General features: G+C 64.9%; 21 protein-coding genes. 13 read left to right on the top strand and 8 right to left on the bottom strand.

Features of this window, described 5'->3' with window-relative positions; genetic code table 11:
* Positions 1–3: 3 nt before the first annotated feature.
* Positions 4–438, bottom strand: coding sequence for a GNAT family acetyltransferase (locus AC1DMA_RS04110; RefSeq protein WP_478143309.1), 435 nt, complete (start codon positions 436–438; stop codon positions 4–6).
* A complete protein-coding gene (locus tag AC1DMA_RS04105) occupies positions 435–1781 on the bottom strand; it encodes an NAD(P)/FAD-dependent oxidoreductase (RefSeq protein ID WP_478143308.1) in 1347 nt (448 codons plus the stop codon). The genes AC1DMA_RS04110 and AC1DMA_RS04105 overlap by 4 nt, the downstream gene beginning before the upstream one ends.
* A gap of 172 nt (positions 1782–1953) precedes the next feature.
* Here AC1DMA_RS04105 and egtB point away from each other — a divergent pair, with 172 nt between their 5' ends.
* From egtB to AC1DMA_RS04085, 4 genes are read left to right on the top strand one after another with little or no spacing between them, the layout of a single operon-like run.
* On the top strand, positions 1954–3222 hold the full coding sequence (gene egtB, locus AC1DMA_RS04100) for an ergothioneine biosynthesis protein EgtB (RefSeq protein ID WP_478143307.1): 1269 nt from the start codon (positions 1954–1956) through the stop codon (positions 3220–3222).
* On the top strand, positions 3222–4202 hold the full coding sequence (egtD, locus tag AC1DMA_RS04095) for an L-histidine N(alpha)-methyltransferase (RefSeq protein WP_478126710.1): 981 nt from the start codon (positions 3222–3224) through the stop codon (positions 4200–4202). The genes egtB and egtD overlap by 1 nt, the downstream gene beginning before the upstream one ends.
* 58 nt (positions 4203–4260) lie before the next feature.
* A complete protein-coding gene (locus AC1DMA_RS04090; RefSeq protein WP_478126709.1) occupies positions 4261–4722 on the top strand; it encodes a helix-turn-helix domain-containing protein in 462 nt (153 codons plus the stop codon).
* An 11-nt stretch (positions 4723–4733) separates the two neighbouring features.
* Positions 4734–5141: a VOC family protein gene (locus AC1DMA_RS04085; RefSeq protein WP_478126708.1), complete on the top strand. Its 408-nt coding sequence runs from the start codon at positions 4734–4736 to the stop codon at positions 5139–5141.
* A gap of 26 nt (positions 5142–5167) precedes the next feature.
* Here AC1DMA_RS04085 and AC1DMA_RS04080 read toward each other — a convergent pair whose 3' ends face one another.
* Positions 5168–5962, bottom strand: a complete 795-nt coding sequence (locus AC1DMA_RS04080) for a DUF899 domain-containing protein (protein WP_478143306.1) — start codon at positions 5960–5962, stop codon at positions 5168–5170.
* Between the two features lie 209 nt (positions 5963–6171).
* Here AC1DMA_RS04080 and AC1DMA_RS04075 point away from each other — a divergent pair, with 209 nt between their 5' ends.
* The 6 genes from AC1DMA_RS04075 to AC1DMA_RS04050 all read left to right on the top strand — a co-directional run bounded on the left by AC1DMA_RS04075 (position 6172) and on the right by AC1DMA_RS04050 (position 9448).
* Positions 6172–6336, top strand: a complete 165-nt coding sequence (locus AC1DMA_RS04075; RefSeq protein WP_478143357.1) for a hypothetical protein — start codon at positions 6172–6174, stop codon at positions 6334–6336.
* 65 nt (positions 6337–6401) lie between these two features.
* Positions 6402–7187, top strand: a complete 786-nt coding sequence (locus tag AC1DMA_RS04070) for a CheR family methyltransferase (protein WP_478143355.1) — start codon at positions 6402–6404, stop codon at positions 7185–7187.
* 4 nt (positions 7188–7191) lie between these two features.
* Entirely contained in the window at positions 7192–7809 is a 618-nt protein-coding gene (locus AC1DMA_RS04065) for a chemotaxis protein CheB (protein ID WP_478143305.1), read from the top strand.
* 69 nt (positions 7810–7878) lie between these two features.
* Positions 7879–8160 (top strand): DUF427 domain-containing protein, encoded by a 282-nt coding sequence (locus AC1DMA_RS04060; RefSeq protein ID WP_478101006.1) that lies wholly within the window; start codon positions 7879–7881, stop codon positions 8158–8160.
* On the top strand, positions 8157–8897 hold the full coding sequence (locus AC1DMA_RS04055; protein WP_478143304.1) for a 2OG-Fe dioxygenase family protein: 741 nt from the start codon (positions 8157–8159) through the stop codon (positions 8895–8897). Before AC1DMA_RS04060 ends, AC1DMA_RS04055 begins: the two co-directional genes overlap by 4 nt.
* 107 nt (positions 8898–9004) lie before the next feature.
* A complete protein-coding gene (locus AC1DMA_RS04050; RefSeq protein WP_478126704.1) occupies positions 9005–9448 on the top strand; it encodes a universal stress protein in 444 nt (147 codons plus the stop codon).
* Between the two features lie 7 nt (positions 9449–9455).
* Here the strand turns inward: AC1DMA_RS04050 and AC1DMA_RS04045 are convergent, their stop codons facing one another.
* Positions 9456–10106: an RluA family pseudouridine synthase gene (locus tag AC1DMA_RS04045; protein ID WP_478143303.1), complete on the bottom strand. Its 651-nt coding sequence runs from the start codon at positions 10104–10106 to the stop codon at positions 9456–9458.
* Positions 10107–10249: 143 nt separating this feature from the next.
* Between AC1DMA_RS04045 and AC1DMA_RS04040 the strand changes: the two genes are divergently transcribed.
* A complete protein-coding gene (locus tag AC1DMA_RS04040) occupies positions 10250–11431 on the top strand; it encodes an MFS transporter (RefSeq protein WP_478143302.1) in 1182 nt (393 codons plus the stop codon).
* Here the strand turns inward: AC1DMA_RS04040 and AC1DMA_RS04035 are convergent.
* Genes AC1DMA_RS04035 through AC1DMA_RS04025 form a run of 3 tightly spaced genes read right to left on the bottom strand, consistent with a single transcriptional unit; the run spans position 11420 to position 12125 of the window.
* Complete coding sequence (locus tag AC1DMA_RS04035; RefSeq protein WP_478143354.1) at positions 11420–11701, bottom strand: 2Fe-2S iron-sulfur cluster-binding protein; 282 nt, start codon at positions 11699–11701, stop codon at positions 11420–11422. The genes AC1DMA_RS04040 and AC1DMA_RS04035 overlap by 12 nt on opposite strands.
* Positions 11701–11979: a VF530 family protein gene (locus AC1DMA_RS04030; protein ID WP_478126701.1), complete on the bottom strand. Its 279-nt coding sequence runs from the start codon at positions 11977–11979 to the stop codon at positions 11701–11703. Before AC1DMA_RS04030 ends, AC1DMA_RS04035 begins: the two co-directional genes overlap by 1 nt.
* Positions 11979–12125: a hypothetical protein gene (locus AC1DMA_RS04025; RefSeq protein WP_478126700.1), complete on the bottom strand. Its 147-nt coding sequence runs from the start codon at positions 12123–12125 to the stop codon at positions 11979–11981. Before AC1DMA_RS04025 ends, AC1DMA_RS04030 begins: the two co-directional genes overlap by 1 nt.
* Before the next feature lie 86 nt (positions 12126–12211).
* On the opposite strand from AC1DMA_RS04025, the gene AC1DMA_RS04020 reads away from it, so the two are divergent.
* Together AC1DMA_RS04020 and AC1DMA_RS04015 are read left to right on the top strand one after the other, a co-directional pair.
* Entirely contained in the window at positions 12212–12727 is a 516-nt protein-coding gene (locus AC1DMA_RS04020) for an N-acetyltransferase family protein (RefSeq protein WP_478143301.1), read from the top strand.
* Between the two features lie 15 nt (positions 12728–12742).
* The gene (locus AC1DMA_RS04015) at positions 12743–13648 is read left to right on the top strand and encodes a DUF808 domain-containing protein (protein ID WP_478143300.1); all 906 of its coding nucleotides are present in this window, start codon (positions 12743–12745) and stop codon (positions 13646–13648) included.
* A 3-nt stretch (positions 13649–13651) separates the two neighbouring features.
* Here the strand turns inward: AC1DMA_RS04015 and AC1DMA_RS04010 are convergent, their stop codons facing one another.
* Positions 13652–13870 (bottom strand): hypothetical protein, encoded by a 219-nt coding sequence (locus AC1DMA_RS04010; RefSeq protein ID WP_478143299.1) that lies wholly within the window; start codon positions 13868–13870, stop codon positions 13652–13654.
* Positions 13871–13954 lie beyond the last annotated feature (84 nt).

The following is a 13954-nucleotide window of genomic DNA, read 5'->3' as shown; positions in this document are numbered from 1 at the left end:
GGTTTAGATGTCCGTATCGTGGGCATCGTGGATGAGGCGGCGACCGAGGCTGACCGCATCGTCCTGCGTGTACCCCAGTTCGCGATAAAACGCGATCACGTCCGTGTTCGACGAGCGCACCAGCAGATTGATCTTGGGGCAACCGCGTTCCATGAGCAGCCTCTCGGCTTCGCGCATGAGCGCGCGGCCGATGGATCGTTTGCGGTGCAGTGGCGATACCGCCAGGTAGTAGACCCAGCCGCGGTGTCCGTCGAAGCCCACCATGGCCGTGCCGACCAGCGCATCATCGATCGTGGCAATCAAAAACAGCTCCGGCTGTTCGCTCAACTTGCGCTGGATATCCCGATGAGGATCGTTCCAGGGCCGGGTCAGGCCGCACTCGCGCCAGAGCGCAACGACAGTGCTTTCGTCCGCCGGCTCGAACGGGCGGATTCTCACGATTCACCTCTTTCCCTGACGTCCGCGACCACGCGCGCGTAACGCTGGAAGCTCCAGTACGCGCTGGCCCAATCCATCAGCACGACGATCCGATTGCGAAAGCCGATCAGGAAATACACGTGTGCAAAGAGCCAGAACAGCCACGCCATGCGCCCCGAGAAGCGCAAGGGACCAAAGGGTGTGCCCAGGTCGACGACAGCCGAGTTGCGCCCGATGGTGGCCAGATTGCCGTAGTCGCTGTAGCGGAAGGGCTCGGTCGGCTGGCCGGCAACGCGCCGAAGGACGTTCGACGCGGCGGCGCGGCCCATTTGCTTGGCGCCCGGGGAGACGCCGGGCACGGGCGTGGGCTCCTTGCCCGGCCTGTAGCTCATCGCGGCCGCAAGATCGCCCACCACGCTGATGTCCGGATAGCCCGGCAAGCTCAGGTCAGGCAACACCTTGATGCGGCCCGCGCGGTCCGTTTCGGAACCGGTGACGCTCGCCAGCAAACGGCCCAGCGGCGATGCGGCAACCCCTGCGGCCCAGATGACGCAGTTGCACGCGATGCGATGGCTGCCGACGCCTGCGCCGCCGTCGCTGAAGGGCGATTCGACCTGCAATCCTCCGGCGTCGACCGACGTGACCCTTGCGTTGAGGCGCACCTGCACGCCGAGCTTTTGGAGTTGTTCGAGTGCACGTTGACTCAGCGACTCCGGCATGGCCTGCAGCACGCGCGGACCACCTTCGATCAACAGAATTTCCGCGCTGCCCGGATCGAAGTGCCGGAATTCGCCCGACAACGTGTGGCGGGCGATCTCGGCAAGCGTGCCCGCCATCTCGACGCCGGTCGGCCCCGCGCCAATCACCGCGAAAGTCAAGAGCGCGCGGCGGCGTTCGGGGTCGCTTTCGACTTCGGCCGCCTCGAAGCTCAGCAGGATCCGGCGACGGATCTCGAAGGCATCGGCAAGCGTCTTGAGACCGGGCGCCATCTTTTCCCACTCATCGTGGCCGAAATAGCTGTGCGTCGCGCCTGCCGCAACAATGAGGTGATCCCATGCAATGCGCGTGCCGTCCGCCAACTGGACTTCGTGCGCTGCCGGGTCGATGTGCATGACTTCTCCGAGCAATGTCGTGACGTTCGACTGTTCCCTGAAGAGCAGTCGCACAGGCGCCGCAATGGCCGGCGCGGCCAGTCCCGCCGTAGCGACCTGGTAGAGCAAGGGTTGGAAGAGGTGATGGTTGGTCTTGTCGATCACCGTGATGTCCACTTCGGCCTTCTGCAGCTTGCGTGCAGCCTCCAGGCCACCGAAGCCACAGCCGACGATCACGACATGAGGGCGGCCGGTGTTTGTAGTGGTGCTCATGCGCCGGATGATACGCAGCGCGGGGTCATGCAAGCGTTCCCGACTTGTGCGACATTGGCGTGTTCCGCTGTGCCTGGTCATGGTTCGCCTGCAGCTTTGAGCGAGCCCTTGTCCTACGGCGCATTCCTCCGTGCGTGGGCTAAAACCCGTCAAGACGAATCTTGGAGATTCCATGAACCTGATCCGGCCGGCCGCGCCCGCGGCGGACGAACTGCGCGAGCGTTTCCAGTCGGTGCGTGCCCACAGCCTCTCGCTGGCGGCGCCACTTTCGGCCGAAGACCAGTGCATCCAGTCGATGCCCGATGCCAGCCCCACCAAATGGCATCTCGCGCACACCAGCTGGTTCTTCGAGACCGTGTTGCTCCAGGCACACGCGAGTGGTTACCGCGTGTTCGATCCGCGGTTTCAGTACCTCTTCAATTCCTACTATGAAGCCTTGGGGCCGCGCCATCCGCGTCCGCAGCGCGGCTTGCTGACGCGCCCGTCGCTCGAGGAGGTGCGTGCCTATCGCCGCCATGTGGACGAGGCGGTGTGTGCGCTGCTCGGCAGCGCGAGCGACACGGACTGGCATGCGATCGAGAGCATCGTCACGCTGGGGCTTCATCATGAGCAGCAGCATCAGGAACTCATCGTCACCGACATCCTGCATGCGCTGTCGTGCAATCCCTTGCTGCCGGCCTACCGCCCAGCGCCGGGTCCTTCGTTGCGCCTGGCTTCGGTCGCACGGCCGATGCAATGGTTGTCCAGGCCCGGCGGGCTGGTCGAAGTGGGCCACGACGCACCCGGCTTCGCCTTCGACAACGAGACGCCGCGCCACGCCGCGCTCCTGCGGCCCTATGCCATTGCCGACCGCCTTGTGAACTGCAGCGATTACGCGCAGTTCATTGCCGATGGTGGCTACGAGCGGCCCGAGCTGTGGCTTTCCGACGGCTGGGCGACAGTGCAGGCGCAGGGATGGCGTTGCCCGGCGTACTGGATCGCTGCCGGTGATCAGAAGCTGATGCACCAAGGCCCCAATCAAGGCTCGAACGGAGGCACCTCGGCTTGGCAGATCTTCGGCCTGCACGGCGTCCGGCCGCTGGAGCCGGAGGCGCCTGTCGCGCAGTTGAGCTTCTATGAAGCCGCCGCCTATGCGGAGTGGGCGGGCGCGAGGCTACCGACCGAATTCGAATGGGAAGCGGCGTACGACGCTCCGGGCATCTCCCAGATGACCGGGCACGTCTGGCAGTGGACACGTTCTTCCTACGATCCTTATCCTGGCTTTCGGCCGCTCGCGGGCATCGCGGCGGAATACAACGGGAAGTTCATGGTGGGCCAACTCGTGTTGCGAGGCAGCAGCATTGCCACGCCGCCAGGGCACGCACGGGCCAGCTATCGCAACTTCTTTCCGCCGGCGGCACGCTGGCAGTTCTCGGGGCTGCGGCTCGCGAAAGACCTCTGATGGGCACTCCAGCATTCAATCTCCATGCATTCCGTGCGGCACAACGGGCTGCGCCACTGTCCGACTTCGCCCGCGAGATGCACGCCGGCCTGAGTCTCGATGCGCGCAGTATTTCGCCGAAGTTCTTCTACGACGTCGCGGGTTCGGCGCTGTTCGATCGCATCTGCGAACTGCCCGAGTACTACCCGACACGCACGGAGGTCCGCATCCTGACCGAATGCGCGCCGGAGATCGCCGCGCAGATCGGACCCAATGCCGAGATCGTGGAATTCGGTGCGGGCTCCCTCACCAAGGTGCGGCTGTTGCTCGACGCGCTCGAAGCGCCCAAGCGCTATGTGCCCATCGACATCTCGGGGGAACACCTCGAAGCCGCGGCCGAACGTCTGCGCAAGGACTATCCGCACCTTGCGGTGCAGCCGATGGTGGCCGACTACACGATGCCATTGGTGCTGCCTTCGCGCGAGAAGGGCTTGGGGCAGCGCGTCGGGTTCTTTCCCGGTTCCACGCTGGGCAACTTCAGCCCTGACGAAGCTCTGGCCTTTCTGCAGCTTGCGCGGCGGCTGCTTCGTGGTGGCGGGCTGTTGCTGGGGGTCGATCTCGTGAAAGATCCGGCGCTGCTGCACGCGGCCTACAACGATGCGCAAGGCGTGACGGCGGCCTTCAATCTCAACCTGCTGCGGCGCGCCAACGCCGAGCTGGACATGGATTTCGATCTCGACGGCTTCACGCATGGCGCCTTCTACAACTCGCCGCTTCGGCGCATCGAGATGCATCTCGTGAGCCGCCGCGCCCAGACGGTGAAGCTGGACGGCCATTCTTTCAGCTTCGAGGAAGGCGAGACGATCCACACCGAGAACTCGCACAAGTTCACCATCGATGGACTGCGCGCCCTGGCCGTGAAAGCGGGCTTCAGTCCGGCGGCAGTCTGGACGGATCCGGAGCACCTGTTCAGCGTGCATTGGCTCCAGGCGAAGGATTGATCATCGGGGGAGGGGGCGCCGTATCATTTGCCCGCCATGAACTTCCGGTGAGCCAAGGTTGACGCAGGACCCCAAGCTGTTGCGCCGTCTGCTGCGCGCCAAGGATCGCATGGACGCCGCCTCGCACGAGGACTGGCCTGTTCGGCGGCTGGCGGAAGTAAGCGGCGTCTCCGAAGCGCACTTCGCACGATCCTTCAAGCTAGCCTTCGGCCTCCCGCCGCATCGCTATCTGCTCACGCGGCGCATTGAGCGAGCGACGACATTGCTGCGCGACACCGAACTGTCAGTGACCGAGATCGCTTTTCACACCGGCTGGGGCAGCCTCGGCACGTTCGGCCGCATCTTTCGCGACATCACCGGCGAAAGCCCCGGCGAGATCCGGACGCGGAGAAGGGCCGCCGCGCAAGAACTCGGCCGCGTGCCCGCGTGCATCCTCAGCGCGGCGCATCGGCCCGATCTCACGATGGCAGTTTTGGAGAAGCGCCGCCGCATCGCGGCCGATATAAACGGGTCTCGATAAAAGGAGATCCCATGAGTCAAGGTGTTGAAGTTGCTGGTTTGTACGTGCGCGATCAGGATGAGGCGCTCACGTTCTATGTCGAGAAGCTCGGATTCAAGGTCCATACGGACGTGAAGAACGGCGACTATCGCTGGCTCACGATCCAGCATCCGGACCAGCCGACGTTCCAGCTCGGCCTGTTCAAGCCCGGCCCGCCGATGCTGGACGCCGCCACCGCGCAAGCACTGAGCGCGATCGTTGCGAAAGGTGCGATGCCGCCACTGGTGCTGGTCGTGAACGACTGCCGCGCGGCGTATGACCAGATGAGTGCGCGGGGCGTGGAGTTCACCCAGGAGCCGGTCGAGCGCTATGGCTCCATCGACGCCGGCTTCCGCGATCCTTCGGGCAACGGCTGGAAGATGATCCAGGCGCGCCGCTGAAGCCTTGCCGAACCCCTGTCGACAGCCTACGCCTTCGACTTCGCCGCTTCCGCCCGGAATGCCGCTTCACCAGCGTCCGACACCTCGACCCACCTCTTGTCGGGCGCCGCCTCTTCGGCGTAGTTGTCGTGCCAGTTCCACCACTTGTAGGTCGGCGTCTGCGGATAGCCCTCGGGTGAGTCTTCCCAGACTTCCTGCCGGCCCAGAGGCGTGATGTCGAGGTAGTTCCAAGTACCGCCCATCTGCTCGTCGCCGCGGTTGTTGACGAAGTAGGTCCTGAATGCGCGATCGCCATCACGGTAGAACACGTTGGTGCCATGCCATTGGTCGACGTCGAAATCGGCGTCGAAGTCGTCGGTGATGGTGTACCAAGGCATCTTCCAATCCATGCGCTCCTTCAGCTTCGCGATGTCCGCCTGGGGAGCGCGCGAGACGAAGACGAGGGTGGTGTCGCGGGCGTTCAGGTGGGCGACGTGGGCCACTTGGTCGGCCACCATCGAGCAGCCGCGGCAGGCGTGCTCGGGCCAACCGAAGACGCCTGGTTCATAGAAGGCGCGATAGACGATCAACTGACGCCGCCCGTCGAACAGGTCGAGCAGGCCCACCTTGCCCTGCGGCCCTTCGAACGCATACGACGTCTTCACCTCCATCCACGGCATTCGCCGGCGCTCGGCGGCCAAGGCGTCGCGTGCGCGGCTTTGGGCCTTTTCCTTGACCAGCATTTCAGCGTGGGCCGCTTTCCATGCCTGCGCCGATACGACCGGCGGCGTTTGCATGGCCGGCGCTCCGGGCTTGCCTTGGTTCTCGATGGGTGCACTCATGGCGAATCTCCTGATGTTTGCATACGGAAAGTCAAAGTCTGGCAGCGAACATCGAAGGCGGGGAGTAACAAGTGTGGCGGTATTCGGTTGCCGGACCGCTGGCTTCGGGTGCTGGGCGCACGCACCGGCGAGGCGCAGTCCGACATGAATTCGGGCGGGGTTGTGCATCGTCGAAGGGTTTTGCCCTTTTGCGCTCGAACCCAGCACTCATGAAGCCACAGGCAACGATCGACACCGAGGATTTCCAGCGCCTGCTCAATCCCAACCTGAAATTGCCCCTCGTCCGCGGCGTGGTCGGCGCCGCAAAGCCAGTGGACCTCGATCGGCTGTTCTCTCTCCTGCGCGTGTGGATGCCGAAGATGGAGCGCCTGTGACAGCCGGCAAACCTTCCGCCCCACTGCGTCCGCCCTCGCACGTCGACATCGAGGTGCGGCTGCTGATGGAGGCCATCTATCTCAAGTACAGCTACGACTTTCGCAACTACACCGGCGCATCGCAGAAGCGGCGAGTGCTCTATGCGCTGGACCAGCTCAAGATGTCGAGCATCTCCGCGCTGCAGGACAAGGTGCTGCGCGAACCGGCCACCTTTGCGCTGCTGCTGCAGTTCCTGACGATTCCGGCGAGCGAGATGTTCCGCGACCCGGCCTACTTTCTCGCCTTGCGCCGGCAGGTCATTCCGCACCTGCTCACCTATCCCTCGCTGAAGATTTGGGTCGCTGGTTGCAGCACCGGCGAAGAGGTGTTTTCGCTCGCCATCCTGCTGCGCGAGGAAGGGCTCCTGGAGCGCACGCTGATCTATGCGACGGACATCAACCCGGCGTCGCTGGAGAAGGCGCGCAAGGGGATCTTCCCGATCGATTCGATCAAGGGCTACACGGCCAACTACCAGCGCGCCGGCGGCCGGCGCTCCTTTTCGGATTACTACACCGCCGCCTATGACGCGGCGGGTCGCTTCGATCCTTCGCTGTGCGCGGGTGTGATTTTTGCCGACCACAGCCTGTCGACCGACAGCGTCTTCGCGGAGACGCATCTGGTGTCGTGCCGCAACGTACTCATCTACTTCAATCGGGAGTTGCAGGACCGCGCCCTCGGGCTGTTCCACGAGTCGCTTTGCCATCGCGGCTTTCTCGGACTCGGCGCCAAGGAGAGCATCGATTTCTCAGGCTATGCAGGCGCATTCGAAGTGCTGTCCCGCAGCGAGCGCATCTACAGGAAGGGCACATGACCCCATGACAAGTACGCCGGGCGATTCATCGGTCGAGCACGAGGGACGGGACCTGCGCGCCGTGGTCATCGGCGCCTCGGCGGGCGGCGTGGATGCGTTGTTGACGCTGCTGTCGGACCTTCCGTCCGGCTGGCGGCTCCCGATCGTCGTGGTCATCCATCTTCCGGACCCACACGACAGCAGACTGGCGGAGGTGTTCGCCCAGCGCCTTTCGATCGAGGTCCGGGAGGCGGAGGACAAGGTGCCCATCGAGGACGGTGCGCTCTATTTCGCGCCTTCGGGCTATCACCTGTCGATCGAGTCCGACCTCTGCTTCTCTCTGAGCTGCGAGCCGCCGGTGTTGTTCTCGCGCCCCGCGATCGACGTCCTGATGAGCTCCGCCGCGGACGCCTACGGCCCTGCGCTCGTCGGCATTCTGCTGACGGGTGCGAACGAAGACGGCGCCGCCGGGCTGCTGCAGATTCACGAGGCCGGTGGCCTGACGATCGTCCAGGACCCGGACGAAGCCCTTGCACCGATGATGCCGCTCTCGGCGCTCGCGCTTCATGTGCCCGACCACGTCTTGCCCCTCCGCGAGATTCGCGCGCTCCTGATGCAGCTGGATTCCCGCCATCCACATTGAATGTGCTACTTTCGTGGATGTAAATCGAAATAGCGATCGGCGCAACCTGGCGCCTTGGAGTCATATGAAATGAAAGCAACCTGGAACGGCGTCACCATCGCCGAGAGCGACGACACAGTGCTCGTCGAAGGTAATCACTATTTCCCCATGGAATCGCTCAACCGCGACCATGTCACGTTCAGCAACCACAAGACCACCTGCGCCTGGAAGGGCACCGCAAGCTATTACTCGCTGCTGGTCAACGGCGAACTCAACACCGACGCCGCCTGGTACTACGCCGATCCCAAGCCGGAAGCCGAAATGGTCAAGGACCGCGTCGCCTTCTGGAAGGGCGTGAAGGTGACGGAGTGAACGCGGCCTTCAGTCCGCCATTCACACCGCCCGATCGCCTCGTCTCCACACTGCGCCAGGACGGCTATGCCGTGCTGAGCCCGCAAGGCGTCGCCGAATGGCTGGACGCACCGCTGGCCGAACTCGACGCGCTGCACGGCGACTGGTTCCAACTGCCGCCCGACGACTACCTCAAGGACGGCGGCCGTTATCGCACCCGGCGGCACGCCTGCTTCACCGTCGACGGCGCAGCGCTCATTCAGGTGCCGCATCGCGCGCACTGGCAGCCGGTCGAATACAACGCGCTGCATGGCGGCATGCAGCGGTGGTTCGCGCCGATGGAAGAAAAAACCGTGGCGCAGCCGGTGTGGCGACGCATGATGCTTGCGCTGGGCGACGTCGCCAGCGGCCTGCGCGGGATGCAGCCCTGGTTTGTCGAGGCACACCAGTTTCGCATCGACACGGCGGACGGTATCGGTCGGCCGACGCCCGAGGGCGCACACCGGGACGGCGTCGACGTGGTGGCGGTGGCGCTGGTCGGCCGGCACAACATCAAGGGCGGCGAAACCCGCGTCTTCGAGGCCACGGGCCGGCGTGGCGAACGCTTCACGATGACGGAACCCTGGACCTTGCTGCTGCTGGATGACGCGCGCGTCATCCACGAATCGACGCCGATCCAGCCCCTGGTGGAAGGCGAGCCGGGCTGGCGCGACACCCTGGTCGTGACTTGCCGGGCGGGCAGTTTCCAAGGCGATTAGCGCTGCGCCAAGCACCATAGAAAGTCCTACATGCGCAGTGCATGGTTGGATGTAAATTCGGGGCCCGGTGCGCCCGCACACCCTTCTGTGTATGAAAGAGGTCTCGCATGTTCAATCACATCCTCGTGCCCATCGACGGCTCCGAAACGTCGATGCTGGCCGTCAGCAAGGCCAGCGGGCTGGCTCTTGCCTTCGGCAGTCGGATCACGCTCATTCATGTGGTGGACAACTACCCCTTCATCGGGGTTGGCGCTGATTACGCGCTCGGCCAGAACGAATACCTCGCAGCCGCGACGAGCAGCGCCAATGCCGCGCTGGCGCGCGGTGTGGCGGCGCTGGCCGCCGAAGGCCTGCACAGCGATCAGCGTGTGATCGACGGCCACGTGGTCCACGAAGGCATCGTCGACACCGCCATAGCGATCGGCGCCGACCTGATCGTGATGGGTTCGCATGGCCGAACCGGCATCGAGAAGCTGCTGCTCGGCAGCGTGACGCAGCGCGTGCTGCAAGACGCCAAGGTACCCGTGCTCGTCGTGAAGGGCGAACTCTGAGGCCGCTTTAGAAGGGGAAGGGCGGCGGGCTTTCGAATCGGCACAGTCGCCGTTCAACCGGGTGCACGAATTCGAGCGCCGTGGCGTGCAGCAACAATCTCGGCGCGCGTTGGCGGACATCCTCGTCGCCATACAGTGCATCGCCGAGGATGGGATGGCCGATCGACAGAAGATGCACCCGCAGTTGATGGCTTCTCCCGGTGAGCGGTTCCAGCCACAAATGACTTGCATGGCGATCGGGCAGCTGCCGCTTGACGCGCCAGCGTGTCTGGCTCGGCTTTCCGGCCGCGTCGACTTTCTGTAGCGGTCTGCGCGGCCAGTCGGCCATCAGCGGAGCGTCGATCAAAGACCATTCATTGCTGACAGGCAGCAGGCCGTCGACGATCGCCTCATAGCGCTTCCCGATCTGCCTTGCCGCGAATGCATCTCCCAGCGCGCGCTGCACCTCCAGGCTGCGGGCCATCAGCACCAGGCCGCTGGTTGCCATGTCCAGGCGATGCACGATGAGCGCATCGGGCCAGCGCGATGTGGCGCGCGCGCTCAGGCAATCCTGCTTGTCATCGCCGCGGCCGGGCACGCAGAGCAGGCCCGCGGGTTTGTCGAAGACCAGCAGATGCGCGTCTTCGTGGATCAGGTGCAGGTGCGTCTCGGTGGTCATGGTTGCGGTGGGCCAAGTCTAGAAGACCAGCCTCGGCTATCCTCGCGGCGATGTCCGTTCGCGCTCCCGTTCCCGCCCCCGCCCCTGCAGCTTCGTCCTCCCGATCTTCGAGTTTTTCCGACCTGACGCGCGAGCGGCCCTTCATGCAGTTCTGGCTGGGGCGGCTGTTCGGCACCGCCGCGAGCCAGATGCTGATGGTCGCCATCGGCTGGCACATGTACGACATCACGCACAGCGCCTGGGATCTCGGGCTGGTCGGGCTCTATCAGTTCGTGCCGGCCTTGTTGCTGGCGCTGGTCGCGGGGCACGTGGTGGACAACCATCATCGCGGGCGCATCGTCGCCGCCTGTTTCGCGGTGCAAGGGGCGGTTGCGCTCGTGCTGCTGCTGGCGGTGCACGGCGCACACGATTCGCGCGCGCTGCTGCTGGGGTTGTCGCTGGTGCTCGGCGCCGTCCGTGCCTTTCAGATGCCCGCGCAGCAGGCGCTGACTCCATTGCTCGTGGCGCCGATGATGCTGCCGCGCGCGATGGCCTTCAGTTCGGCAGGCATGCAGGGCGCCATCATCGGCGGGCCTGCCTTGGGCGGGCTCCTTTTCGTCGCGGGCATGGGCGTGGTGTACGGCGCCGCCGTGGCCTTTTTTGCCATGGCTTCGGCGCTGGTGCTGCGTCTGAAGTACGTCTACACGCTGCCGCCGCGCGAGCCTGTGACGCTCAAGACGGTGCTGGCCGGCGTCGATTTCATCTGGAACCGCAAGACGGTGCTGGGCGCGGTTTCGCTCGATCTTTTCGCGGTGCTACTGGGCGGTGCCGTCGCGCTGCTGCCGATCTACGCCAAGGAGATTCTGCATACGGGGCCGTGGGGTCTCGGACTGTTGCGCGGCGCCCCGGCGGTCGGCGCACTGTTCATGTCGATCATGCTCACCCGCCGGCCGGTGGAGCGCCGCGTCGGCCGCACGCTGCTACTCGCGGTGGCGATGTTCGGCGTGTGCATGGTCGTCTTCGGCATTTCGCGCAGCTTCGTCGTGTCGATGATTGCGTTGGCGGTTTCGGGCGGCGCGGACATGGTGAATGTCGTGATCCGGCAGACGCTGGTTCAGCTCGAAACGCCCGATGCGATGCGCGGCCGGGTGAGCGCCGTCAATTCGATCTTCATTGGCGCGAGCAATCAGTTGGGTGAATTCGAATCCGGCGCCACGGCGGCGCTGCTGGGGCCGGTGGGCTCGGTCGTGGCGGGCGGCATCGGCACCGTGCTGGTGGCCGCCGCATGGTTCAGGCTTTTTCCCTCGCTCGCGCGGAGGGACCGGCTCGTCAGGCTAGAAGGCTGAGAAAGCGCAGGGCACGTCGAGCGTGACGTCGCCCAGCGGCTCCGCAACGCAAGGCAGGATCCAGCCCTCGGCCTTTTCTTCGGAGCTGACGCCGGGCCATTCGATGCGATAGCGGATCTCGCCCGCCACCAGCTTGCAGATGCAGGTGCGGCAGGTGCCGTTGCGGCATGAACTGGGCAGCTCGACGCCGGCGGCATCGGCGGATTGAAGGAGCGTGCGGTCCGGTTCGGTCTCGAAGCTGAATCCGCCCGGTTGCACCAGGGCCTTCATCACGGCGGGGAATCGGAAGATTGCTGTCGCCGCTGGTCGCGCAGCATGAAGAGATAGAGGCTTTCGACCTTCTCGCGCGCCCAGGGCGTCTTGCGAAGGAACTTGAGGCTGGACGACACGCTCGGGTCGCTCGTGAAGCAGCGCAACGGGATGCGCTCGCCCAGCCCTTGCCAACCGTAGTGCGCCTGGAGCGCGGTGACGATCGCTTCCAGCGTGAGGCCGTGCAGCGGGTTGCGGGCCTGCTTCTGCGCTGCCGGGGGCTGCGCGCCGTCGTTCATTACTTGTTCTTGAGCTTGCCGCGCGGAATGACTGCGGTCGTGACGGTGCGTACCGGCTCGATGCCTGCGCCCGGCGGCTTCGGCGGCGAGGTGTCCTTCTTGGGTTTCTTGGTTTCCTTGTTGGTGCGCTGTTGACCTTTGGCCATGAATATCTCTCCGGATGATGCGAATGTGCGGATGAGTTTATAGCGCAGCGACAATAGGCCTTTCTACCGTTTCGCTTCCTGCATTCATGTCCGATTACGAAGTTCGCCCCGCCACCCTGCGCGACGCCAAGGCCGTCGCTGAAATCCACGCCGCCGCCGCCAGGGCCGCGTACGAGGGCATCCTCCCCGAAGACCAACTGAGCGCACTGGCGCCGGCCACGCGCGAAGCCAAATGGCGCGAGGCCATCGAATTCAGCGAACCGCAGGTGCAAGTGGCCGAACTGGACGGCGGGATCGTCGGTTTCGTCGGTTTCGACCGGTCGCGCGATCCCAAGACCCCATCGACCACCGGCGAGATCTGGGCGATCTACGTCAAGCCCGAGCACTGGGGCAAGGGCGTCGGCGTGGCGCTCTGGGACGCCGCGCGCGACGGCCTGGAGGAAGAAGGCTGCACCGTGGTCACCGTCTGGGTTCCGCTGCGAAACGACCGCGCCATGCGCTTCCATGAACTGGCCGGCTTCAAGCGCGAGATGAAGACCGCCAAGACGACCGCGATCGGCGGCGTCAAGATCGAGGAAATCCGCCTGAAGCGAAACGTCTGACGCGAGCGCGACCGGATGGCCACCAGTCTCTTGCTGCTGCTGGATGACATCGCGACGGTGCTCGATGACGTCTCGGTCCTCACCAAGGTGGCGGCCAAGAAGACCGCCGGCGTGCTGGGCGACGACCTGGCGCTGAACGCGCAGCAGGTGGCGGGCGTTCGGGCCAACCGCGAGTTGCCCGTCGTCTGGGCCGTATGCAAGGGGTCGTTCGTCAACAAGGCGATCCTCGTGCCCGCCGCGCTGCTGATCGGCACCTGGCTGCCCTGGCTGGTGACGCCGCTCCTGATGGTCGGCGGCGCCTTTCTGTGTTTCGAAGGCTTCGAGAAGCTGGCGCACAAATTCCTGCACAAGAAAGACAGCGCTGCCGAAACGGCGCGCCATGAAAGGCTGATCGCCGACGCGACGGTGGACATCGTCGCGGCCGAGAAGGCCAAGGTCAAAGGCGCGATCCGGACCGATTTCATCCTCTCCGCCGAGATCATCGCCATCACCTTGGGCACCGTGCAAGGCCAGCCCTTCGTGACGCAACTGACGGTGCTGGCAGGCATTGCCATCGTCATGACCATCGGCGTCTATGGCCTGGTGGCGGGCATTGTCCGGCTCGATGACGCCGGGTTCTACCTGAGCAAGCGGCAAGATGCGGTCTCGCGCGCCCTGGGTCGTGCGGTTCTCGCCGCCGCGCCGTGGTTGATGAAGCTGCTGTCCGTTGCCGGCACGATCGCGATGTTTCTCGTGGGTGGCGGCATCCTTGTGCATGGTGTCCCGCCCCTGGCGCATGTCTTGGAGGCCTGGGCCGCCAACGCCGGCGCCATGGCGGGCGGCCTCGCGTCGATAGGCGCCAACGCCGGCATCGGCGTCATTGCCGGCGCCATCGTCCTCGCCGCCGTCGAAGGCGCGAAGAAGGCGCTCGGCAAGCACTGAGCCTCAGCGCTTCTTGCCTTTCGCGCGCTGGACGAGGTCCACGACCACCAGCGCAATCCCCAGCACGACGGCAAACCAGCCCACCACGTGGGCGCCGCCGACCATGTCGCGCCACACCTGAGACTGGAGAAAGCTCGGGGCAATCAGCACGGCCGCGCCGATGAGGATGCACATGACGCCGCGCTCGAGCATGCGGGGGGTTCGGGTGGGTCTGGAAGCCATGGGGCGAGTCTAAGGGGCGTGCATGCCCCATTTTTGTGCGCCATCTCATGGATGAGCGGCTACCGCCATGAGAACAGTACGAAA

The organism is Variovorax sp. 05N34, assembly GCF_056397405.1.
This window is presented reverse-complemented; position numbering and strand designations above follow the sequence as displayed.